Source organism: Massilia sp. ZL223, from assembly GCF_018119395.1.
Classification (GTDB): Bacteria; Pseudomonadota; Gammaproteobacteria; order Burkholderiales; family Burkholderiaceae_D; genus Telluria.
Genome location: NZ_JAGPWD010000004.1, coordinates 149,199 through 170,993, shown reverse-complemented (window position 1 = coordinate 170,993; position 21,795 = coordinate 149,199). Strand labels below are relative to the sequence as shown.

Genomic DNA, 21,795 nt, shown 5'->3' with positions numbered 1-21,795 from the left:
GACTGCTGTTGACTGCCGAGTTAACAATTTACCGCTTGGTAAGGGGATGCGGCAGGGGGAAAGACGGGCAGATCTTGTGTGTCTGACAGGGGAGATTTCCCTGGGGGAAGTGGTGTTTGAAGCATCGCCCGGCGGTTGATCCGCCGGGCCGGTGATGTGCTGTTGTGATAATGAAACAGGCGGGAGGGCGATCAGGTGCGCAAGCGCGCCAGCACGCCGTCCAGGATATCCAGGTCGGCGAAGTCGATGATCAGCTGCCCCTTCCCTTTCGCGCCCATCTTGAACATGACCGGGGTCGCCAGCTTGTCCGAGAGCTCCTCTTCCAGGCGCACGATGTCGCCCGGCTTTTCCTTGGCGCGCGGCGCGGCGGCCGGCGCGTTCTGCTCTTCGATCGCACGGGCGACCAGCTTCTCGGTCTCGCGCACCGACAGGCGCTTGGCGATCACCTGGTTCGCCAGGGTGATCTGGCTTGCGCTGTCCACCGCCAGCAGGGCGCGGGCGTGGCCCATGTCGATGTCACCTGCCATGAGCATGGTCTGCACCGGCTGCGCCAGGTTGATCAGGCGCAGCAGGTTCGACACGGCGCTGCGCGAACGGCCGACGGCGGCGGCGGCCTGCTCGTGGGTGAAGTTGAAATCCGAGATCAGGCGCTGGATGCCCTGCGCTTCTTCCAGCGGATTCAGGTCTTCGCGCTGGATGTTCTCGATCAGGGCCATCGCGGCGGCGGCCTGGTCGTCGACGTCGCGCACCAGCACCGGGATTTCTTCCAGGCCGGCCATCTGGGCGGCGCGGAAGCGGCGTTCGCCGGCGATGATCTCGTAACGGGCGCCGGAGCCGGAGCCGTCGTGCAGCGGACGCACCAGCACCGGCTGCATGATGCCCTGGGTCTTGATCGAGGAGGCCAGCTCGCTGAGCGAGCCTTCGTCCATGCGGGTGCGCGGCTGGTACTTGCCGGCCTGGATCTGCGCCACCGGCAGTGCCGACGGATTGTTCGGCGCCAAGGCCGGTTCGCTGTCGCCGCCCAGCAGCGCGTCGAGGCCGCGGCCGAGTCCTTTCAGTTTTTTGCTTGCCATGTTGTTCTAGCTCTCTTGATTACATTGTCTTGATGCGCTCGACCATCTCGGCGCCGAAGGCGATGTACGCCTGCGCGCCCTTGGAGGACGGATCGAACACCACGCCCGGAATGCCGTAGGACGGCGCTTCGGCCAGGCGCACGTTGCGCGGGATGATGGTCTTGAATACCTTGTCGCCGAAGTGCTGCTCCAGCTGGCTCGATACCTGCTGCGACAGGGTCATGCGCGGATCGAACATCACGCGCAGCAGGCCGATGATGCGCAGGTCGGTGTTCAGGTTGGCGTGCACCTTCTTGATGGTGTTGACCAGGTCCGACAGGCCTTCGAGCGCGTAGTACTCGCACTGCATCGGGATGATCACGCCGTGCGCGCCGCACAGGCCGTTCAGGGTCAGCAGCGACAGCGCCGGCGGGCAATCGATCAGGATGAAATCGTAGTCCGCGTCGACCTTGGCCAGCGCGTCCTTCAGGCGGCGCTCGCGGTTGTCCAGCGCCACCATCTCCACTTCGGCGCCGGCCAGCTCGCGGTTGGCGGGCAGCACGTCGAAGCGGCCGGCCTCCGAACGCAGGCGCGCGGCGGCGACGTCAAGCTCCCCCAGCAGCACCTGGTAGATGGAACCTTCCAGCTCGGCCTTGTTGATGCCCGCCCCCATCGTGGCGTTGCCCTGGGGATCAAGGTCGACCAGCAGCACACGCTGGTTCAGCTTCGCAAGGCCTGCCGCGAGGTTGACGGAGGTAGTGGTCTTCCCGACTCCCCCTTTTTGATTCGCAACGCAAAATATCTTCGCCATCTATTCTTTTCCGTGGATGCGACAACAAGACGATATACCGTTCATACCGTACAAACCATTCGAATGATTTATAAGGTATAAACGGTATAAACGATTTATACAGTTAATATGATTTAGCCATTTCGTTGGATGAAAACGAGATGGCGTTCGGCTCCCAGCCTTGGCACCTGCAGGGGCTGCAAATCCGTCACTTTCCATTCGCCTGGCAGCCGCTCGCGTTCCTCGCTCGGGGCCACGCCTTTCAAGGCGATGAATTGGCCGCCCTCGTCCAGCAGGTGGCCCGACCACTCCACGAAATCCGACAGGTCGGCGAAAGCGCGCGAGGTGATGACGTCGAATTTGTCGCTCACCTCGAGTTCCTGCACTTTTTTCGTGTAGACCGTGACGTTGGCCAGGCCCAGCTCCGCCTTCACCTGCGTGAGGAAGGCGGTTTTCTTGTGCACGGTGTCGATCATCGACACTTTCATGTCCGGCCTTGAGATGGCCAGCACGATGCCCGGCAATCCGCCCCCTGCCCCGACATCCAGCACATTGCGCGCGCCTTTGAATGCCGGCACGGCCGCGAGCGAGTCCAGCAGGTGGTGGGTCACCATCTGCATCGGGTCGCGCAGCGAGGTCAGGTTGTAGACCGAGTTCCACTTATACATCAGCTGGACGTAATCCATCAGCTGGTGCTGCTGCGCCTCGGGTACGTCCAGCTGCATCTCCGTGATGCCCTGGGCCAGCACTTGCGCCAGCGCGGCGCGGTCGAATCCCCTCATTCGGCCTGCTCCACGGCTGCGTTGCTGAAGCCCTTGGCGCCGCGCTTTTTCAGGTGCACCAGCAGCAGCGAGATCGCCGCCGGGGTCACGCCCGAAATGCGCGACGCCTGGCCCAGGGTCTCGGGACGCTGCTTGTCCAGCTTCTGGCGCACTTCGATCGACAGCGCCGCGATCTCCAGGTAGTTCAGGTTCTCCGGCAGCTTCAGGTTTTCGTAGTGCTCGTGGCGTTCCACTTCGCGCGCCTGGCGGTCGATGTAGCCCGCGTACTTGATCTGGATCTCGACCTGTTCCTTGACGGCCGGGTCCTCGACACCCGGGCCGGCCAGCGGCTGGCCTTCGTTGCCGGTCATGCTCATCAGGGTGTCGTACTCGACGCCTGGACGGCGCAGCAGGTCGGCCAGGTTGTATTCGCGTTCGATCGCCTGCCCCACCACGCGCTCGGATTCGGCGGCGGCGAGGATGCGCGGGTTGACCCAGGTGGAGCGCAGGCGTTCCAGCTCGCGGGCCACGGATTCGCGCTTGGTCTCGAAGGCTGCCCATTGCGCGTCGTCGACGACGCCCAGCTTGCGCCCCATCTCGGTCAGGCGCATGTCGGCGTTGTCCTCGCGCAGCGAGAGGCGGTATTCCGCGCGGCTGGTGAACATGCGGTAAGGCTCGGCCACGCCCTGGGTGGTGAGGTCGTCGACCAGCACGCCGAGGTAGGCTTCCGAGCGGCCCGGCGTCCAGGCGTCCTTGCCCTGGGTTTGCAGCGCGGCGTTCAGGCCGGCCAGCAGGCCCTGGGCCGCGGCTTCTTCGTAGCCGGTGGTGCCGTTGATCTGGCCGGCGAAGAACAGGCCCTTGATCGCCTTGGTTTCGAGCGAGGCCTTCAGGCCGCGCGGGTCGAAGTAATCGTATTCGATCGCATAGCCGGGACGCAGGATGAAGGCGTTCTCCAGGCCGCGCATCGAGCGCACCAGGTCCAGCTGCACGTCGAACGGCAGGCTGGTCGAGATCCCGTTCGGATAGAACTCGTTGGTGGTCAGGCCTTCCGGCTCCAGGAAGATCTGGTGCGATTCCTTGGAGGCGAAACGGTGGATCTTGTCTTCGATCGACGGGCAATAGCGCGGACCCACGCCTTCGATCACGCCGGTGTACATCGGGCTGCGGTCCAGGCCGGAGCGGATGATGTCATGGGTCTTCTCGTTGGTGTGCGTGACCCAGCACGGCACCTGGCGCGGGTGCATGGCGGCATTGCCCATGTACGAGAACACCGGCACCGGATCGAGGTCGCCGGGCTGTTCGGCCAGCACCGAGAAGTCGATGCTGCGGCCGTCAATGCGCGGCGGCGTGCCGGTCTTCAGGCGGCCCTGGGGCAGCTTGAGTTCCTTCAGGCGCGCCGACAGCGAGGATGCGGGCGGATCGCCGGCACGACCGCCCGAATAATTCTGCAAGCCGACGTGGATTTTGCCATCGAGGAAGGTGCCTGCGGTCAACACCACAGCACGGGCGCGGAACTGCAGACCGATCTGGGTGACGGCGCCGACCACGCGGTCGCCCTCCACCATCAGGTCGTCCACCGCCTGCTGGAACAGCCACAGGTTCGGCTGGTTCTCCAGGCGCGCACGGATCGCCGCCTTGTACAGGACGCGGTCGGCCTGGGCGCGGGTAGCGCGCACGGCCGGGCCCTTGGACGAGTTCAGGATGCGGAACTGGATGCCGGCCTCGTCGGTGGCGATAGCCATGGCGCCGCCGAGGGCGTCCACTTCCTTCACGAGGTGGCCCTTGCCGATACCGCCGATGGACGGGTTGCAGGACATCGCGCCCAGGGTTTCGATGTTATGCGTGAGCAGCAAGGTCTTCTGCCCCGTGCGTGCGGACGCTAGTGCGGCTTCGGTACCGGCATGGCCGCCGCCGACGACGATCACGTCGAATTCAGTAGGAAATAGCATGATGGGAGTAAAGCGAGGAGACTAATGCGCGATTATAGATTCTTTTTTCTTGCGGGACCCTCAACCGGTCCGAAAACGACGAAATTTTGTTCCACGTGAAACAATACTCAGCAGTTATTGGCTTTCGAGCATTTTGGTTTCACGTGAAACAATCAACAAAAAAGCCGGGACGATCCCGGCTTCATTGTTTCACGTGGAACAGTCCGACTACCAACCGATCTTGGTGAAAGCATCGTAGGCGGTCTTCAGGATCAGTCCCGTCACCACGAACAAGAACAGCTTGCGCACGAAACCACTACCGTGCTTCAGCGCCAGCTTGGTCCCAATCAGGGAGCCGGCGATCTGGCAGCCTGCCATCATCAAGCCGATCTGCCACAACAGGTGGCCGCTATAGCCGAACCACAGCAAGGCCGAGAAATTGCATGCCACATTGACGATCTTCGCCGCCGCAGATGCGCTCAGGAAGTCGAAGCCGAAGAAGCGCACGAACAGGAAGATCAGGAAGCTGCCGGTACCTGGACCGAAGAAGCCATCGTAGAAACCGATCGCCGCGCCAATGCCGATGGCCCAATAGCGCTCGGCCAGGCCGCTATGCACAGGTGCATGCACTGCCCCGAGGTCCTTCTTCCTGAACGTATAGATCGCCACCGCCACCAGGATAATCGGCAGCAGCGTACGTACAAAGTCGGCCGGTACGCGGGTGACAGTCCAGGCGCCGGCAAAGGACAACGCGAAAGCGGCCAGCGCCGCCGGCGCCGCAGTGCTCCACGCTACCCGCACCCGGCGCGAATAATTGATCGCTGCGGCGCTGGTGCCGAAAATGCTGGCGAACTTGTTGGTGCCAAGCAGCGTGGCCGGCGCTTCTTTCGGCAGGATGGAAAAGATGGCGGGAATCTGGATCAGGCCGCCGCCACCGACAACGGCGTCGACCAGCCCGGCAGCAAACGCGGCGCCGCCGAGCCAAACTAAATCGATCATGGGGAACTTTCGGATTGGTGCAGAGCCTGCATTTTACGGCAAGCGAAGTTCTCGAGCGCAAGACCAACGAGGGGCGCGGATGCGGTAAGCTTCCAGCACCACACCCATGGAGACCAGCATGACCGCCTTCGCTTTCGGCACCGTCGCCAGCATCCTGTCCGAACCGGGCGCCAGCGCCAATCTGGGCCACCTGCTCGCCGAGCGTTTCCCGGGAACGAAGCGTCCCCTGCTCGTCACCGACGCCGGCTTCCTGCGCACCGGACTGATGCAAGCGGCGCTGATGGATCTTGTGCGGCATGGCATGCAATCCGCGGTGTTCTCTGACGTGGTCGCCGATCCGCCGGAAGACGTCGTACTGGCCGCCGTCGCAGCGGCACGCCGGCACGATGCCGACCTGATCATCGGCTTCGGCGGCGGCAGTTCGATGGACGTCGCCAAGCTGGTGGCGGTGCTGGCACAGGGGAGCCAGGCGCTGCCGGAGATCTACGGCATCGGCAAGGTGGCAGGCAAGCGGCTGCCCCTGGTCCAGGTGCCGACCACCGCCGGCACGGGATCCGAAGTCACCAACATCGCCATCGTCACCACCGGCGCCACGACCAAGACCGGCGTCGTGGCGCCCCAGCTGTACGCGGACCTTGCGGTACTGGACGCCAGCCTGACCCTCGGCCTGCCGCCGAAGGTCACCGCCGCAACCGGCATCGATGCGATGGTGCACGGCATTGAAGCCTACACCAGCCGCCACAAGAAAAATCCGCTATCCGACGCGCTGGCGCGGGAAGCGCTCGGCCTGCTGTCGCGGAACCTGCTGCCGGCCTGCGAACGCGGCCAGGATTTGCAGGTCCGCCAGGCGATGCTGCTTGGCGCCTGCCTGGCCGGGCAGGCGTTCTCGAACGCGCCGGTGGCGGCGGTGCATGCGCTGGCGTATCCGATCGGCGGCATCTTCCATGTGCCGCACGGCTTGTCGAATTCCCTGGTCCTGCCGCACGTACTGGAGTTCAACCTGCCCGATGCGGAAAGGCATTATGCGGAGCTGGCGGACATCGTCGTCCCGCAAGCCAGCGGTAGCGACGAAGCACGCGCGCGGGCCCTCATTGCTGCGACGCAGCAAACAGCCAGGATGACGGGAATCGAAACGAGTCTACGCCAGGTCGGCATCACGGAAAGCGATCTCGACCGCCTGGCCGACGATGCGATGCTGCAAACCCGGCTGCTGGGAAACAACCCGCGCGAACTCAGCCGCGAACATGCGCGGGCGATCTACGCCGCCGCGCTATGAGTTGAGGAGGAAGTCGATCAGGAGCGCGTTGAGCTTGTCCGTCGCGGACAGCTGCATCCAGTGCCCCACGCCGTCCAGGCGCTCGTAGCGGAAGCCCGCGCGGCAGTATTCCGCCGAATCGAGCATCTGTTTTTCGCCCAGCGCAGGATCGCGGTCGCTCCAGATACCCATCACCGGCACCTCGACCGGCCCCCAGCGGCGCGACGAACCCAGCTTGAGATTGGCGCGGTAGTAGTTGAGCGCGGCGGTCAGTCGCCCTTCCGGCTCCAGCGCCGACAGCCACAATTTTTGCTGTTCCTTGTTGCGCGTCAGCTGGCGAATGAAGAACCAGTCGTTGGCCATGATCGCCTGCTCGGCGACGACCGGCATCAGGAAGCCCTGGATGTACCAGAAACGCATCTGCTGCTCCACGCCCGCGTTGGCGATCGCCGCCGGGTGGCCGGTCGACATGGCGACGAAGCGTTCCACCCGGTGCGGCGCATCCATGCAGACTTGCCAGCCGACCAGCCCGCCCCAGTCGTGGCCGACGATGGCCGCCTTCTCGATGCCGAGCACATCCATCAGGCCAAGCACGTCCGCGCGCAGGAATTCGATGGCGTAGGCGCCGGTGCTGGAAGGCGCATCGGTCTGTCCATAGCCGCGCATGTCGGGCGCGATGACGCGCATCCCGGCCGCTGCGAGCGCCGGGATCTGCTTGCGCCAGATGGAATGGGTATCAGGAAAACCGTGGAGCAGCAGCACGGGCGGACCTTCGCCCATGCTGACGTAATGCATGTTCAGACCATTGACTGTGACCTGGTGCGACTCGACACCCATGCTCTCTCCCGGCGCAAGCAGTGGCGGCGCTCCTGCACGGAGAGTAGCGCTCAGGCATTCGCCTTGCGCCCCTTACTGAGCAGAGCACCGATTTCCCCCACAATACCACGCCGGAACAATAGAACACAGACAATGAAGATCAAGCCGGTGACCATGCCCACCGATTCGCCCAGGCTGCCGAACCACGCGATGCCGAGCGACTCCGACAGCCAGGCGCCCAGGTCGCCCAGCTTGTTTTCCAGGGCAATGATGAGGAAGGCGCCAAGGATGGGCCCGGCAAGCGTTCCCATGCCCCCTACAAGCGTCATCAGGACCACCAGGCCCGACATGGTCCAGTGGACGTCGGTCAGCGTCTCAAAGCCCAATACGAGCGTTTTGGTGGCTCCTGCGAGCCCTGCCAGGGCTGCGGACAGCACGAAGGCCAGCAGCTTGTAGCGGTCGACCTCGTAGCCCAGGGAGACGGCGCGCGCCTCGTTCTCCTTGATCGCCTTGAGCACCTGGCCGAAGGGCGAATGCACGGTGCGGACAATCAGGGCGAATCCGGCCACGAACAGGGCCAGTACCACGTAGTACATGGTCAGGTCGCTGGACAGGTCGAGCGCGCCGAACAGGCGGCCGCGCGGCACGCCCTGCAGGCCGTCCTCGCCATGCGTGTAGGGGGAACGCAGGGCGGCGAAATACACCATCTGGGCCAGCGCCAGGGTGATCATCGAGAAGTAGATGCCCTGGCGGCGGATCGCCAGCGAGCCGATCACCAGGCCCAGCAGGCTGCTGGCCAGCACGCCGCAGACGATGCCCAGCTCGGTCGGCAGGCCCACGACCGTCAGCAGGTGTCCGGTCACATAGCCGGCGCTGCCGAAAAAAGCGGCATGGCCGAAGGACAGCAGGCCGGTGAAGCCGATCAGGAGATTGAAGGCACAGGCGAACAGGGCGAAGCACAGCAGCTTCATCAGGAACACCGGATAGGCAAAGAAGGGCGCGGCCAGCGCCACAGCCAGGGCGATCAGGTACAGGAATTTCTTATTCATGGCGCCCTCTTCACTTTTCCTTGCCGAACAGCCCGGCCGGGCGCAGCAGCAATACGATGACCATCACGACGAACACCACCACTTCCGACCCTTCCGGATAGAACACCCGCGTCAGGCCCTCGATCACGCCCAGCGCCAGCCCGGTCAGGATGGAGCCCAGAATCGAGCCCATGCCGCCGATCACCACCACGGCGAACACGACGATGATGAGGTTGGAGCCCATCAGCGGCGTCACGTTGATCACGGGCGCCGCCAGCACGCCCGCCAGGCCGGCCAGCGCCACGCCGAAGCCATAGGTCAGGGTGACCATCAGCGGCACGTTGATGCCGAAGGCTTCGACCAGCTTGGGGTTCTCGGTGCCGGCGCGCAGGTAGGCGCCCAGGCGGGTCTTTTCGATCACGAACCAGGTGCCCAGGCAGACCACGATGGAGGCCACGACGACCCAGGCGCGGTAGTTGGGCAGGATCATGAAGCCGAGGTCGGTGGCGCCGGCCAGCTGTTCCGGCACGTCCAGGGTCTGGCCGGAGACGCCGAAGAAGGAGCGGAACACGCCTTCCAGCAGCAAGGTGATGCCGAAGGTCAGCAGCAGGCCGTACAGGTGGTCCAGCTTGTACAGCCAGCGCAGCATGCTGCGCTCGACCAGGATGCCGAAGGCGCCCACCAGCAGCGGGGCCAGCAGGAGCATCATCCAGTAGTTCAGGCCGAAGCTGGTGACGCCGATGTAGGCGGCGAAGGCGCCCACCATGTACAGGGCGCCGTGCGAGAAGTTGATGACGTTGAGCAGGCCGAAGATGACGGCCAGGCCCAGCGAGAGCATGGCGTAGAAGGAGCCGTTGACCAGGCCCAGCAGGAGCTGGCTCATCAGGGCTTGGGAGGGGATGCCGAAGATTTCCATGGGGGTCTGGCTGAGCTGCGAAACTTGGGCCCCCGCCTTCGCGGGGGTGACGAATCAAACGCTAACAACGGTGGAAATAGCCGGGTTGGCTTACTTCCACAAAGAGCACTTGGTTTCGGCTTTCTTGGTGTAGGCCTGGTCGCCCGGGATGGTGGCGACGACCTTGTAGTAATCCCACGGGTACTTCGATTCCGAAGGCTTCTTCACCTGCATCAGGTACATGTCGTAGACCATGCGGCCGTCCGGGCGGATGGTGCCGTTCTTGGCGAACATGTCGTTGATCGGGGTCTTCTTCATGTGTGCGATGACCTTGTCGGCGTTGTCCGTGCCGGTGGCCTTGACCGCGTTCAGGAACTGGGTCGCGGCCGAGTAATCGCCCGCCTGCAGCATCGAGGGCTGCTTCTTCATCTTGGCGAAATAGCGCTTCGACCAGGCGCGGGTGTCGGCGTTCTGGTCCCAGTACCAGCCGTCGGTCAGGTACATGCCCTGGGTGGTGTTCAGGCCCAGGGTGTGGATATCGTTGATGAAGACCAGCAGGCCGGCGATCTTCATCTTCTTGGTCAGGCCGAATTCGTTGGCCGCCTTGACCGCGTTGATCATGTCGCCGCCGGCGTTGGCCAGGCCCAGCACCTGGGCCTTGGACGACTGCGCCTGCAGCAGGAAGGACGAGAAGTCCGAGGCCGACAGGGGGTGCTTGACGCTGCCCAGCACGGTGCCGCCGTTGGCCTTGACCACGTCGGCGGTGTCCTTCTCGAGCGACTGGCCGAAGGCGTAGTCGGCGGTCAGGAAGTACCAGGACTTGCCGCCCTGCTTGATCATGGTCGCGCCGGTGCCGCGCGCCAGCGCCACGGTGTCGTAGGCGTAGTGCACCGTGTAGGGCGTGCACTGCTCGTTGGTCAGCTGGGCCGTGCCCGAACCGATGGCGATGAAGACCTTCTTCTTCTCGGCCGCCACCTTGGCCATGGCCAGGCTGGCGCCGGAATTGGTGCCGCCGATCAGGAGGTCGACGCCCTGCTGGTCGAACCATTCGCGCGCCTTGGAGGCGGCGACGTCCGGCTTGTTCTGGTGGTCGGCCGTGACCAGCTGGATCTTCTTGCCGTTGATGGCGCCGCCCATGTCGGCGATCGCCATCTGGATGGCTTCGATACCGCCCTTGCCGTCGATGTCCGAATACACGCCGGACAGGTCGGTGATGAAACCGATCTTGATCACGTCGCCCGAGATCTGGGCATGGGCAGGCAGGGCAAAGCCGGCGCTGGCAGCGACGGCCACAGTGAGGGCACGTAGTTTCATTTTCTTGTCTCCGTTCTGTTCTGGAAAATCACACACCCAGGAGCTCGGTCAGCACCGGCATCCTGGCATCGAGTTCGGCCGCGGCGATCGTCTCGACCACCTGGCCATGCTCCACCACGTAAAACCGGTCCGCCAGCGGTGCGGCGAAGCGGAAGTTCTGTTCCACCATGACGATGGTGTAGCCCTTGGACTTGAGCGTCGTGATCATGCGCGCCAGGGCCTGCACGATGACCGGCGCCAGGCCCTCGGAAATCTCGTCCAGCAGCAGCAGACGCGCGCCGGTGCGCAGGATGCGCGCCACCGCCAGCATCTGCTGCTCGCCGCCCGACAGGCGCGTGCCCTGGCTGTTGCGCCGTTCGTAGAGGTTGGGGAACATTTCGTAGATCTCGTCCACGCTCATGCCCCCTTCCGCTCCTTTCAGGCGCGGCGGCAGCAGCAGGTTTTCCTCTGTGGACAAGGACGAAAATATCCCCCGCTCTTCCGGGCAATAGCCGATGCCGAGGTGGGCGATGCGGTGCGTCGGCAGGGCGATGGCTTCAAGGCCGTTGACCTTGATCGAACCGCTGCGCCGCCCCGTCAGGCCCATGATGGCGCGCAGGGTGGTCGTGCGGCCGGCGCCGTTGCGGCCCAGCAGGGTGACGACTTCGCCCGGGTTCACGCTCAGGCCGATGCCGTGCAGGATGTGCGATTCGCCGTACCAGGCGTGCAGGTCGCGGATTTCCAGTGCGGGGGTCATCAGTGCGCTCCCTGCAAATGGCCGTCGCTGCTGCCCATATACGCTTCCATCACCTGTGGATTACGCGAGACTTCGGCATAGCTGCCTTCGGCCAGCACGGCGCCGCGCTGGAGCACCGAGATGCGGTCGCAGATGCCGGACACGACGCTCATGTTGTGCTCCACCATCAGGATGGTGCGCCCTGCCGAGACTTTCTTGATCAGTTCGGTAACCCTGTGGACATCTTCATGGCCCATGCCCTGGGTGGGCTCGTCCAGCAGCATCAGTTCCGGTTCCATGGCCAGGGTCGTGGCGATCTCGAGCGCCCGCTTGCGGCCATACGGCAAGTCGGCCGTCAACACATGGGCGAAGCCGTCCAGGCCGACCTCGGCCAGCAGCTCCATCGCGCGCGTATTCAGGCTCTCCAGCGAACGCTCGCTGCGCCAGAAATGGAAGCTGGTGCCGAGCCGGCGCTGCAGGCCGATGCGCACGTTTTCGAGCACGCTCAAGTGGGGGAAAACAGCCGAGATCTGGAAGGAGCGGATCACCCCCATGCGGGCGATCTGGGCGGGCCGGGCGCCGGTGATGTCCTTGCCATTGAACAGGATCTGCCCGGAAGTCGGGACCAGAAACTTGGTCAGGAGATTGAAACAGGTGGTCTTGCCCGCGCCATTGGGGCCGATCAGCGCATGGATATGGCCGCGCTGGACCTTGAGGTTGACGTTGCTAACTGCCGTGAATCCTTTGAATTCCTTGGTCAGATCCCTTGTCTCCAGGATGACATCCGCCATTGGTTCTCCCACGTGCTACTGCAAAGGCAACATTGCTCAAGTAATAATACATACTAGGCTGGAGGCTCACAATACGCCAGCGCTACAGTGTGCGTGTTTGTTGCTTTGAACCTGCGCAAGGTGGGTGTGCAGTTTTGCACAGGCAATCCCCGTGCTATTCAGCTATTTATGCACAGAGTTATCCACGCGGCTCTTCCATCCGGGAGAGGATGTCGGTCGCGGTCTTCTCCGCAATCATGATCGTCGGGGAATTCGTATTGCCCGAGGTGATGAAGGGCATGATCGAGGCATCCACTACGCGCAGCTTGTGCACGCCGCGCACCCGCAGCCGGCTGTCGACCACGGCCAGCGGATCGCCGGCGCTGCCCATGCGGCAGGTACCCACCGGATGGAAGATCGTGGTGCCGATCATGCCGGCGGCTTGCGCCAGCTCCTCTTCCGTCTGATAAGCCGGACCAGGCAGGTATTCCTGCGGCTGGTAGCGCGCCAGGCCGGGCGCGGCCGCGATGCGGCGCGTCAGCTGCAGCGCGGCGGCGGCGGTCTTGCGGTCGGCCTCGGTGCTCAGGTAGTTCGGCGTGATCTTCGGCGCCGCATAACTGTCGCCGGACGCGATGCGCACATGCCCGCGCGAGGTCGGCTGCAGGTTGCACACGCTCGCCGTGAAGGCGGGAAAGCGGTGCAGCGGGTCGCCGAACTTATCCAGCGACAGCGGCTGGACGTGGAATTGCAGGTCCGGCGCCGCCAATCCGGGCCGCGAACAGGCGAACGCGCCCAGCTGCGACGGCGCCATCGACATCGGACCGCTGCGCCTCAAGGCGTACTCGAGACCGATCCAGGCTTTCCCGAACCAGTTGCCGGCCCGGGTATTCAGGGTCGGCGCTCCCTTGATCTTGAAGATCATGCGCAGCTGCAGGTGGTCCTGCAGGTTTTCGCCCACGCCCGGCGCATCGACCAATGGCGCGATGCCGTGTTCGTGAAGCAGGGCCGCCGGCCCGATTCCGGACAATTGCAGGATCTGCGGTGAACCGATCGCGCCCGCCGCCAGCAGGGTTTCGCGCTGCGCCCTGGCGGTAAAGGCGCGGCCGCCGCCGGTGAACTGCACGCCGACGCAGACCTTGCCCTGCTCCGTGTCCTCGAACAGCAAGCGCTCGACGTGGCAGCCGGTCATCACGGTCAGGTTCTCGCGCTGGGCCGCCGGCTTGAGGAAGGCGCGCGCCGTATTGAGCCGGATGCCGCGGCGCTGGTTGACCTCGAAATAGGCAGACCCCTGGCCGCCGCCCGCATTCAGATCGGCGATCTTGGGAATGCCTTCCTGTTCGGCCGCATCGCGGAAGGCGTCCAGGATCTTCCACGACAGGCGCTGGCGCTCGACGCGCCACTCGCCGCCGGCACCGTGGATGTCGCTGGCGCCGCCATGGTGGTCTTCGCTGCGCTTGAACAGCGGCAGCACCTGGTCCCAGCGCCAGGAAGGATCATCGGTCACGTCGGCCCAGCGGTCGTAGTCCGCTTTCTGGCCGCGCATGTAGATCATGCCGTTGATCGACGAGCTGCCGCCCAGGACTTTGCCACGCGGGTAGATCAGCGAACGTCCGCCCAGGCCCGCATCCGGCTCGGTCCGGAACAGCCAGTCGGTGCGCGGATTGCCGATGCAGTGCAGGTAGCCGACCGGGATATGGATCCACAGGTAGTCGTCCTTGCCGCCCGCTTCGATGATCAGGACCTTGAGATCCTGGCGCTCGGTCAGCCGCTTGGCCAGCACACAGCCGGAGGTGCCGGCTCCGACGATGATGTAGTCGTAGTCGCCTGCGGACTCCATGCTCATCGCAGCGCTCGAATGGGCATGCCGCCGGGCTCCGGCATGCAAAAAGCGAGCAGGTACGACAGTGCAGCGAGGTCCAACATGCCTCCGACCGTAGTTCGATGAGTGGAGCTTACCAGATCGTAAACGGAAGTCTAGAGCCCATCTGTGGATAACCGACTTGATATCCACAGGTATCGTTTGTGCAAAACTCGGCTTTTTTGCACAGGCAAAAATCTTGTCCAGATTTGCCACCAGGAACTTTGCGCGGCAGTGCACCGGCTTATCCGGAACGTAAACGTTTGATTTTTGGAGCGTTAACCAGCTTGTCCACAGAACTGGGCAGGCGTTAACCACTACTACCAACGTGGTATACAGATCTTGGTTGTAAACCCGACGAGCTTCAGAAAAAAAATTTTTTTGCCCGGGCTGTTGCAACTTCGCACACCCGCTGGCGCCCCTTTGTCAGCTTCGCGGCCTGCCCAGGCAGAGCCCGTTTTGCAGGCAAAAACGTCCCCGTCCGTATGCGCTCTGTGGAAAAGCCCATGAATATCCACAGGATCGAATGTGTAGAAGCAGCGGTTTACGCACCCCATCCAATTTCTATCCAAGTTTCCTGCAATGCAAAAGCAAGGTTTGTCCTGCAGGTTAACGCGACCGTAAACGTTTGATGTTGTGGAAAAAACTGGACTTATCCACAAATGATGAGCCGTTTACTATCACTACCAGCTTTGTATACATACCTTTAGATACAACAACAAAACCTTTCCGCTTTTCCAATCCAGCCAGCCCATTCAAAAACCAGCTGCGAACTCTCTGCCGAAAACCGTCTGCCAAAAAAAGAAGCAAGGTCTTACAAACCTGTGATCTGCAAAACAGAGTTCAGCTGAACAGCTCGGATGTCCTGTCTCCATCCTGGTCGACAAAACGATGCCGGCACTGATCCACCAACGCTAAAACTGCCGACCCGCCATCCCGGCTGTGGAAAAGCTGATGAATATCCACAGGATCAGATGTGCAGAACGATCGATTTGAAGACTCCGGCATTTTTTGTCCAAGTTTCGTGCAAGCTGGACGCAAGGTTTGTTCAGCAGGTAAACGATCATGTAAGCGCTTGATACTGTGGAGTAAACCGTTGTTATCCACAGACGCTTGGCCGTTTACTATCACTACCAACTTTGTATACACATTCTTTAGGTAAACAACAGAAGCAAAAACGCAGTGAACAGCTGCCAGAAGATATGCTTCTGCTAATCTTCAAGGCTACGTCACCACACTGAGTCTCTCCATGACCACCATCAAGCGCTGTACAAGCCCTGAACAAGCAGGCTGGCTCGAGCTGCGCGTGGCCTTATGGCCAGCAGAAAGCAGCGAGCATCTGGCTGAAATGCAGGACTGCTGTGCACAACCGCAGCGTTATGCACAGTTCCTGGCCTACTCCGATGCCGGCGAAACTCAGGGACTGGTGGAAATCGCGCTCAGGAGCGACTACGTCAACGGCACCGACAGTTCTCCTGTCGGCTTCCTGGAAGGCTTGTACGTCGCTCCAGACTGCCGCAGGCAAGGCATTGCCCGCTTGCTGGTCGAAAAAGCCCAGCAATGGGCGCGCGAACAGGGCTGCAGTGAAATGGCTTCCGATGCTTTGCTCGAAAATAAGGCAAGCCAGGACATGCATCTGGCGCTGGGATTCGAGGAAACCGAACGCGTGGTGTACTTCCGCAAACCGCTTTAAAGAGAAAAAAGACGAAAAACCATGCGATTAGGGATCATCAGCGCACTGCACGAAGAACAGGTGGGGCTCGTGGAAGCCATGAGAGGGCCCTCCAGGCTCATCCATGGCATGCGCGACTACGTTGCTGGACAACTGTGGGAAATCGACGCTGTGTGCGTTTTATCGCGAATTGGCAAGGTTGCGGCAGCCATGACCGCCACAACGCTTGTGGAGAAGTTCGGAGTTACCCACATCCTCTTTACCGGCGTGGCCGGCGCCGGGGATAAAACGGTGCAGGTAGGCGATATCGTGGTCGCGGAATCGCTGGTCCAGCACGACATGGATGCAAGTCCCCTGTTCCCTCGCTTCGAAGTGCCGCTGACCGGCCAGACCCACTTCCAGCCCGACCAGCAGCTGTCGATGCGCCTGGTTGGCGCGGCCCAGGATTTCCTCGAGCTGGACTTCCTGGACGCCGTCAGCGAAGGAGAAAGGCGCGAATTCCGCCTCCAGCGTCCGCGCGTGCACCGCGGCCTGGTGGCGAGCGGCGACCAGTTCGTCAACGAGAAGAGCCGCATCGACGCGATGAATGGCGCGCTTCCCGGACTGGTGGCGGTGGAAATGGAAGGCGCCGCGGTGGCGCAGGTGTGCCATGAGCTGGGCGTGCCCTGCGCCGTGATCCGCGCGATTTCCGACAACGCCAATGAAAACGCGGCGCCCGATTTCATGCGATTCGTGAAATCGGTCGCCGCGCAGTATGCCTTTCACATCACCCGGCGCCTGTGCCGGGATCTGGCCGAGGCGCCGCTTCAGGCCAGGAGCGATTCGGCCGGCACGTAGTCGTAGCCCAGGTCGCGCGCCACGGCTTCGTAGGTGACCTTGCCCTGGCAGACGTTCAGGCCGTGGCGCAGGTGGACATCGTCCGCCAGTGCGCGGCGCCAGCCCTTGCTCGCCAGCGCGACGGCATGGCCGATGGTGGCGTTGTTGAGGGCGAAGGTGGAGGTGCGCGCCACCGCGCCCGGCATGTTCGCCACGCAGTAGTGGATCACGCCGTCGACCACGAAGGTCGGATCGGCATGGGTGGTCGCATGCGAGGTTTCGAAGCAGCCGCCCTGGTCGATCGCCACGTCCACGATGACCGAGCCTTTCTTCATGCGCGAGACCATGTCGCGGCTAACCAGCTTCGGCGCCGCGGCGCCCGGCACCAGCACGCCGCCGATCACCAGGTCGGCAGAGAGTACGCTTTCTTCCAGCGCGTGCGCGTTCGAATACAGGGTCGAGATGCGGTTGCCGTAGACCAGGTCGAGCTGGCGCAGGCGGTCGACGTTCTTGTCGAGCACCGTCACGCGCGCGCCCAGGCCGGCCGCCATCTGCAGCGCATTGGTGCCGACCACGCCCGCGCCGATGATGACCACGTGCCCTGCTTCCACGCCCGGCACGCCGCCCAGCAGCAGGCCCATGCCGCCCTTGGACTTCTCCAGGTGGCTGGCGCCGGCCTGGATAGCCATGCGTCCCGCCACTTCGCTCATCGGGGCGAGCAAAGGCAGGCCGCCGCCCGGGCCGGTGATGGTTTCGTAGGCGATGCAGATCGCGCCGGACTTGACCAGCGCGGCGGTTTGTTCGGGATCGGGGGCGAGGTGGAGGTAGGTGTAGAGCACCTGGTTCGGGCGCAGCATCGCGCATTCGCCGGGCTGCGGCTCCTTGACCTTGACGATCATTTCGGCGCGCTCGAAGATTTCCTTCGCCGTGTCGACGATCTTGGCGCCGGCGGCCACGTACTGCTCGTCGAGCAGGCCGATTTCCGCGCCCGCGTTCTTCTGCACGAGCACCTGGTGCCCGCGCGCGGTGAGTTCGCGTACGGACGGGGGCGTGAGGCCAACCCGGTATTCGTGGTTCTTGATTTCCTTTGGAACGCCAACCAGCATGTCTACCTCCATGTGTAAGGAGCTGTCCTTGCCAGGGCCGGAGCTTGTGCCCCCGGCCTTGTTGCGGCACATTTTGCAGCTCTTTTTGTAAAACCGTCTCTTCTACCCTTCCTACTCTATGCTCATTTGGCGTGGATGGGGGAGACCCATCCACGCGTCCGACATCGATTCTTACAGGCCCAGCGTCATCAGGCTTGCGTTACCGCCAGCCGCGGTCGTGTTGACGCACACCGCGCGCTCGGTCACCAGGCGCCACAGGGCCACCGGCTCCCTGGCGCTGGTATCCACGATACCAACGATCGCGCCCGGACGCGCAGCCAGCTGCGAGCGCAGCGAGCCGGCCAGGCCGGTCTCCAGCAGCGCGATCTGGAAGTCTTCCGCACCCAGTTCCGCCTCGCCGACGAAGCGCACGCGCTCCTTGACCAGCACCGGCAGCTTGGCCGGAATCAGCTCCTGCGAGCCGGCCAGCACCAGGGCGCGGTTGCCGGTCGCCAGCGCGGCGGCCAGCTGGTTGAGCAGGCCGGCCTGGGTGGCGGGCGCACACAGCAGGGTGCCGCGCGGGGTGAAGGACAGCTGGTTGCGCTCGCCCGTCGGACCCGGCAGGTCGATCGTCACGCCCTGCAGCGCCGAGCGGCCGTAGCCTTCGGCCAGCGTGGCGATGTCCTGGTGGCCGCTGCTGCGCAGCCAGCCGAGCAGCGCTTCCAGGCCCGCTTCCGGAGTACGCTGGTGCTGCATGAGCGGCGCCGCGGCGCGCTGCAGGCGCTTCAGGTAGAGCGGACCGCCGGCCTTCGGGCCGGTGCCGGACTTGCCTTCGCCGCCGAAGGGCTGCACGCCCACGACCGCGCCGACGATGTTGCGGTTCACGTAGATGTTACCCACATGCGCACGCTCGACGATGAAGTCGATGGTCTCGTCGATACGCGAGTGCACGCCCAGGGTCAGGCCGTAGCCGGTGGCGTTGATGGTGTCGATCACCTGCGCCAGCTCGGCGCGGCGGTAGCGCACGATGTGCAGCACCGGGCCGAAGACTTCCTGCTTCAGTTCCGCCAGCGAGGCGATTTCGAGCACGGTCGGCGGCACGAAGGTGCCGTAGCCGGTCACGGAGCTTGGGAGCTCGAGCGCGAAGTGGCTGCGCGCGGTGGCCTTCATGCGTTCGATGTGGGCCAGCAGGTTGCGCTGGGCTTCCGCATCGATCACCGGGCCGATGTCGGTGGCCAGGCGGTCCGGGCTGCCCACAACCAGTTCCTGCATCGCGCCCTTGAGCATCTTGATGGTCTTGTCGGCGATGTCTTCCTGCAGGAACAGCACGCGCAGCGCCGAGCAGCGCTGGCCGGCGCTGTCGAAGGCCGAGCTCAGGACGTCCTGCACCACCTGTTCCGGAAGCGCCGACGAATCGACGATTAGGGCGTTCTGGCCGCCGGTTTCGGCCACCAGCGGAATGTCGATGCCTTCTTTTTCGGCACGCGCGGCAAGTAGGCGGTTGATCAGCTGCGCCACTTCGGTGGAGCCGGTGAAGATCACGCCCTTGATGCGGGTATCGGCGGTCAGCGCGGCGCCGACCACTTCGCCGCGGCCCGGCAGCAGCTGCAGCGCTGCGCGCGGGGCGCCCGCTTCGATGAACAGTTCCACCGCGCGGTGGGCGATCAGCGGGGTCTGCTCCGCCGGCTTGGCCAGCACCACGTTGCCGGCCACGAGGGCGGCGGCCACCTGGCCGGTGAAGATCGCCAGCGGGAAGTTCCAAGGGCTGATGCAGGTGACAGGACCCAGTGCGCCCTCGGCGGCCGAAGTACGGGCTTGCACGGCGTAGTAGCGCAGGAAGTCGACCGCTTCACGCAGTTCGGCGATCGCGTTCGGCAGCGACTTGCCGGCTTCGCGCACGGCCAGGGCCATCAGTTCGACGCCGTTCTGCTCGAACAGGTCGGCGGTGCGTTCCAGGATCGCGGCGCGCGCGTCGGCGCTGGTGGCGGCCCATTCGGCCGCGAAGCCTGACGCGGCAGCCAGCGCGGTCTCGACGTCGGCGCGCGAGGCTTCGCGCACGGTGCCGACGATGTCGGCCGATTGCGCCGGGTTGACGACATTGGCGGTGCCGCTGCCTTCGACGCCGCCTGCGATCAGCGGGCCGGCCGCGTGCTGGCGCTGCTGGGCCAGGCCTTCGGTGACCTGGCGCAGGACGTTTTCGTTGACCAGGTCGTAGCCGGCGGAGTTCTTGCGCTCGGCGCCGAACATGTTCAGCGGCTGGGCGATGGCCGGGTGCGGTTTGGCGCCGGCGGCGCGCGCCTGCTCGAACGGATCGGCCAGCAGGGTGTCGATCGCGACGTTTTCGTCCACGATCTGGTTCACGAAGGACGAGTTGGCGCCGTTTTCCAGCAGGCGGCGCACCAGGTAGGCGAGCAGGGTCTCGTGCGAACCGACCGGCGCGTAAATGCGGCAGGCCTTGTCCAGCTTGTTCTTGCCGACGACCTGGTCGTACAGGGTCTCGCCCATGCCGTGCAGGCACTGGAATTCGTAGTTGCTGACACCGTCGGCCTTGGCCCAGGTGTAGATCACCGACAGCGAATGCGCGTTGTGGGTCGCGAACTGCGGGTAGATCACGTCGGTGGCGGCCAGCAGCTTGCGTGCGCAGGTGAGGTAGGAGACGTCGGTGTAGACCTTGCGGGTGTAGACCGGATAGCCCGGCATGCCGTCCACCTGGGCGCGCTTGATTTCGGCGTCCCAGTAGGCGCCCTTCACCAGGCGCACCATGAACTTGCGGCCGCTCCTCTTGGCCAGGTCGACCACGAAGTCGATCACGAAGGGGCAGCGCTTCTGGTAAGCCTGGACCACCAGGCCGATGCCTTCGAAGCCGGCCAGCTCAGGGTCGAAAGCCAGGGCTTCCAGCATGTCGAGCGAGATCTCGAGGCGGTCGGCTTCCTCGGCGTCGATGTTGATGCCGATGTTGTACTGCTTGGCCAGCAGGACCAGGCTGCGCACGCGCGGCAGCAGTTCGCCCATCACGCGGGCGTACTGCGCGCGGCTGTAGCGCGGGTGCAGGGCCGACAGCTTGATCGAGATGCCCGGGCCGTCCTTGATGCCGCGGCCGTTCGAGGCCTTGCCGATCGCATGGATCGCGGTTTCGTAGGAAGCGTAGTAGTTCTTCGCATCGCTTTCCGTCAGCGCGGCTTCGCCCAGCATGTCGTAGGAGTAGCGGTAGCCGCGGGTTTCGTTCTCGCGGCTGTTCTTCAGCGCTTCCTCGATGGTCTGGCCGGTGACGAACTGGTTGCCCAGCATGCGCATCGCCAGGTCCACGCCCTTGCGGATCAGCGGTTCGCCGCCCTTGGCGATGATGCGGGTGAGGGCCGAGCCCAGGCCTTTTTCGCTATTGGTGCTCACCAGCTTGCCGGTGATGAGCAGGCCCCAGGTGGCGGCGTTGACGAACAGCGAGGGCGATTCGCCCAGGTGCTTGCGCCAGTCGCCCTTGCTGATCTTGTCGGCGATCAGGCGGTCGGCGGTTTCGCTGTCCGGAATGCGCAGCAGCGCTTCGGCCAGGCACATCAGCGCCACGCCTTCTTCCGACGACAGCGAGAACTCGTGCATCAGCGCATCCACGCCCGAGGAACGGGTGCGCTTTTCGCGCACGCTCGAGACCAGGCGGTGCGCCAGCATGTAGGCATCGCCGTTGGCGCTGGCGCCCTGGGCCAGCAGCCATTGCACGGCTTCGGTTTCATCGCGGCGGTAGGCGGCGGTGATGGCTGCGCGCAGCGGCGACTGGTCGCGCTTGACTTCGGCCTGGAGCGCATCGAACGGAACAAAGGTGGAGGCCGGGGAAGCGGCAATCTGCATGGCTGGTCTTCAATCGAAAAAGGGAGGAAACGGGCCACCGCGCGCAGCAAAAGCGCCGTACCGCTGGGGAGCTGGCCGGCGCATGTCATGACACGGTGAAATGATTCGATTGTAGAAGGAAATCTTCTGGATTAATTCTGTTTTTACGACAGACTAGCAAAAGATAGTTTTTGGTGCGACAATCTGACCGAATAATATTTA

At 63.8% G+C, this 21,795-nt stretch carries 17 protein-coding genes; 3 read left to right on the top strand and 14 right to left on the bottom strand.

Annotated elements, in window-relative coordinates:
• Positions 1-191: 191 nt before the first annotated feature.
• From KBW95_RS04735 to KBW95_RS04715, 5 genes are all read right to left on the bottom strand, one after another.
• Positions 192-1,073 carry a ParB/RepB/Spo0J family partition protein gene (locus KBW95_RS04735; protein WP_211523029.1) on the bottom strand — a complete coding sequence of 294 codons (882 nt, stop codon included), beginning with the start codon at positions 1,071-1,073 and terminating at the stop codon, positions 192-194.
• Positions 1,074-1,092: 19 nt separating this feature from the next.
• Complete coding sequence (locus KBW95_RS04730; RefSeq protein ID WP_211527614.1) at positions 1,093-1,863, bottom strand: ParA family protein; 771 nt, start codon at positions 1,861-1,863, stop codon at positions 1,093-1,095.
• A gap of 113 nt (positions 1,864-1,976) precedes the next feature.
• Positions 1,977-2,624 carry a 16S rRNA (guanine(527)-N(7))-methyltransferase RsmG gene (gene rsmG / locus KBW95_RS04725; protein WP_211523027.1) on the bottom strand — a complete coding sequence of 216 codons (648 nt, stop codon included), beginning with the start codon at positions 2,622-2,624 and terminating at the stop codon, positions 1,977-1,979.
• Complete coding sequence (mnmG, locus tag KBW95_RS04720) at positions 2,621-4,552, bottom strand: tRNA uridine-5-carboxymethylaminomethyl(34) synthesis enzyme MnmG (protein ID WP_211527613.1); 1,932 nt, start codon at positions 4,550-4,552, stop codon at positions 2,621-2,623. Before mnmG ends, rsmG begins: the two co-directional genes overlap by 4 nt.
• Positions 4,553-4,759: 207 nt before the next feature.
• Positions 4,760-5,530: a TSUP family transporter gene (locus KBW95_RS04715; protein ID WP_211527612.1), complete on the bottom strand. Its 771-nt coding sequence runs from the start codon at positions 5,528-5,530 to the stop codon at positions 4,760-4,762.
• A gap of 118 nt (positions 5,531-5,648) precedes the next feature.
• Between KBW95_RS04715 and KBW95_RS04710 the strand changes: the two genes are divergently transcribed.
• Positions 5,649-6,806: an iron-containing alcohol dehydrogenase gene (locus KBW95_RS04710; protein WP_211527611.1), complete on the top strand. Its 1,158-nt coding sequence runs from the start codon at positions 5,649-5,651 to the stop codon at positions 6,804-6,806.
• Here KBW95_RS04710 and KBW95_RS04705 read toward each other — a convergent pair.
• The 7 genes from KBW95_RS04705 to KBW95_RS04675 all read right to left on the bottom strand — a co-directional run bounded on the left by KBW95_RS04705 (position 6,801) and on the right by KBW95_RS04675 (position 14,160).
• The gene (locus tag KBW95_RS04705; RefSeq protein WP_211527610.1) at positions 6,801-7,622 is read right to left on the bottom strand and encodes an alpha/beta fold hydrolase; all 822 of its coding nucleotides are present in this window, start codon (positions 7,620-7,622) and stop codon (positions 6,801-6,803) included. The two genes, KBW95_RS04710 and KBW95_RS04705, sit on opposite strands and share 6 nt — an antisense overlap.
• A 50-nt stretch (positions 7,623-7,672) precedes the next feature.
• Positions 7,673-8,650 (bottom strand): branched-chain amino acid ABC transporter permease, encoded by a 978-nt coding sequence (locus tag KBW95_RS04700; protein ID WP_211527609.1) that lies wholly within the window; start codon positions 8,648-8,650, stop codon positions 7,673-7,675.
• Between the two features lie 10 nt (positions 8,651-8,660).
• Positions 8,661-9,545 (bottom strand): branched-chain amino acid ABC transporter permease, encoded by an 885-nt coding sequence (locus KBW95_RS04695; RefSeq protein ID WP_211523021.1) that lies wholly within the window; start codon positions 9,543-9,545, stop codon positions 8,661-8,663.
• A gap of 90 nt (positions 9,546-9,635) precedes the next feature.
• Positions 9,636-10,838, bottom strand: coding sequence for an ABC transporter substrate-binding protein (locus KBW95_RS04690; protein ID WP_211523020.1), 1,203 nt, complete (start codon positions 10,836-10,838; stop codon positions 9,636-9,638).
• Between the two features lie 28 nt (positions 10,839-10,866).
• A complete protein-coding gene (locus tag KBW95_RS04685; protein ID WP_211527608.1) occupies positions 10,867-11,574 on the bottom strand; it encodes an ABC transporter ATP-binding protein in 708 nt (235 codons plus the stop codon).
• Positions 11,574-12,344, bottom strand: a complete 771-nt coding sequence (locus KBW95_RS04680) for an ABC transporter ATP-binding protein (RefSeq protein ID WP_211523018.1) — start codon at positions 12,342-12,344, stop codon at positions 11,574-11,576. Before KBW95_RS04680 ends, KBW95_RS04685 begins: the two co-directional genes overlap by 1 nt.
• Before the next feature lie 178 nt (positions 12,345-12,522).
• Positions 12,523-14,160 (bottom strand): GMC family oxidoreductase, encoded by a 1,638-nt coding sequence (locus tag KBW95_RS04675; RefSeq protein WP_211523102.1) that lies wholly within the window; start codon positions 14,158-14,160, stop codon positions 12,523-12,525.
• Between the two features lie 1,270 nt (positions 14,161-15,430).
• Between KBW95_RS04675 and aac(6') the strand changes: the two genes are divergently transcribed.
• Together aac(6') and KBW95_RS04665 are read left to right on the top strand one after the other, a co-directional pair.
• Positions 15,431-15,874, top strand: a complete 444-nt coding sequence (gene aac(6') / locus KBW95_RS04670) for an aminoglycoside 6'-N-acetyltransferase (protein WP_211527607.1) — start codon at positions 15,431-15,433, stop codon at positions 15,872-15,874.
• Between the two features lie 21 nt (positions 15,875-15,895).
• Positions 15,896-16,690 (top strand): 5'-methylthioadenosine/adenosylhomocysteine nucleosidase, encoded by a 795-nt coding sequence (locus KBW95_RS04665; protein ID WP_211527606.1) that lies wholly within the window; start codon positions 15,896-15,898, stop codon positions 16,688-16,690.
• On the opposite strand, the gene ald is transcribed toward KBW95_RS04665, so the two are convergent.
• Complete coding sequence (ald, locus tag KBW95_RS04660) at positions 16,660-17,775, bottom strand: alanine dehydrogenase (protein WP_211527605.1); 1,116 nt, start codon at positions 17,773-17,775, stop codon at positions 16,660-16,662. The genes KBW95_RS04665 and ald overlap by 31 nt on opposite strands.
• A gap of 171 nt (positions 17,776-17,946) precedes the next feature.
• Positions 17,947-21,594 carry a trifunctional transcriptional regulator/proline dehydrogenase/L-glutamate gamma-semialdehyde dehydrogenase gene (gene putA / locus KBW95_RS04655; RefSeq protein ID WP_211527604.1) on the bottom strand — a complete coding sequence of 1,216 codons (3,648 nt, stop codon included), beginning with the start codon at positions 21,592-21,594 and terminating at the stop codon, positions 17,947-17,949.
• Positions 21,595-21,795 lie beyond the last annotated feature (201 nt).

Excerpts from the sequence above, each read along its gene's own strand:
- KBW95_RS04735 (WP_211523029.1), bottom strand. The coding sequence starts at position 1,073 with ATGGCAAGCAAAAAACTGAAAGGACTCGGCCGCGGCCTCGACGCGCTG.
- KBW95_RS04730 (WP_211527614.1), bottom strand. The coding sequence starts at position 1,863 with ATGGCGAAGATATTTTGCGTTGCGAATCAAAAAGGGGGAGTCGGGAAG.
- rsmG (WP_211523027.1), bottom strand. The coding sequence starts at position 2,624 with ATGAGGGGATTCGACCGCGCCGCGCTGGCGCAAGTGCTGGCCCAGGGC.
- mnmG (WP_211527613.1), bottom strand. The coding sequence starts at position 4,552 with ATGCTATTTCCTACTGAATTCGACGTGATCGTCGTCGGCGGCGGCCAT.
- KBW95_RS04715 (WP_211527612.1), bottom strand. The coding sequence starts at position 5,530 with ATGATCGATTTAGTTTGGCTCGGCGGCGCCGCGTTTGCTGCCGGGCTG.
- KBW95_RS04710 (WP_211527611.1), top strand. The coding sequence starts at position 5,649 with ATGACCGCCTTCGCTTTCGGCACCGTCGCCAGCATCCTGTCCGAACCG.
- KBW95_RS04705 (WP_211527610.1), bottom strand. The coding sequence starts at position 7,622 with ATGGGTGTCGAGTCGCACCAGGTCACAGTCAATGGTCTGAACATGCAT.
- KBW95_RS04700 (WP_211527609.1), bottom strand. The coding sequence starts at position 8,650 with ATGAATAAGAAATTCCTGTACCTGATCGCCCTGGCTGTGGCGCTGGCC.
- KBW95_RS04695 (WP_211523021.1), bottom strand. The coding sequence starts at position 9,545 with ATGGAAATCTTCGGCATCCCCTCCCAAGCCCTGATGAGCCAGCTCCTG.
- KBW95_RS04690 (WP_211523020.1), bottom strand. The coding sequence starts at position 10,838 with ATGAAACTACGTGCCCTCACTGTGGCCGTCGCTGCCAGCGCCGGCTTT.
- KBW95_RS04685 (WP_211527608.1), bottom strand. The coding sequence starts at position 11,574 with ATGACCCCCGCACTGGAAATCCGCGACCTGCACGCCTGGTACGGCGAA.
- KBW95_RS04680 (WP_211523018.1), bottom strand. The coding sequence starts at position 12,344 with ATGGCGGATGTCATCCTGGAGACAAGGGATCTGACCAAGGAATTCAAA.
- KBW95_RS04675 (WP_211523102.1), bottom strand. The coding sequence starts at position 14,160 with ATGGAGTCCGCAGGCGACTACGACTACATCATCGTCGGAGCCGGCACC.
- KBW95_RS04665 (WP_211527606.1), top strand. The coding sequence starts at position 15,896 with ATGCGATTAGGGATCATCAGCGCACTGCACGAAGAACAGGTGGGGCTC.
- ald (WP_211527605.1), bottom strand. The coding sequence starts at position 17,775 with ATGCTGGTTGGCGTTCCAAAGGAAATCAAGAACCACGAATACCGGGTT.
- putA (WP_211527604.1), bottom strand. The coding sequence starts at position 21,594 with ATGCAGATTGCCGCTTCCCCGGCCTCCACCTTTGTTCCGTTCGATGCG.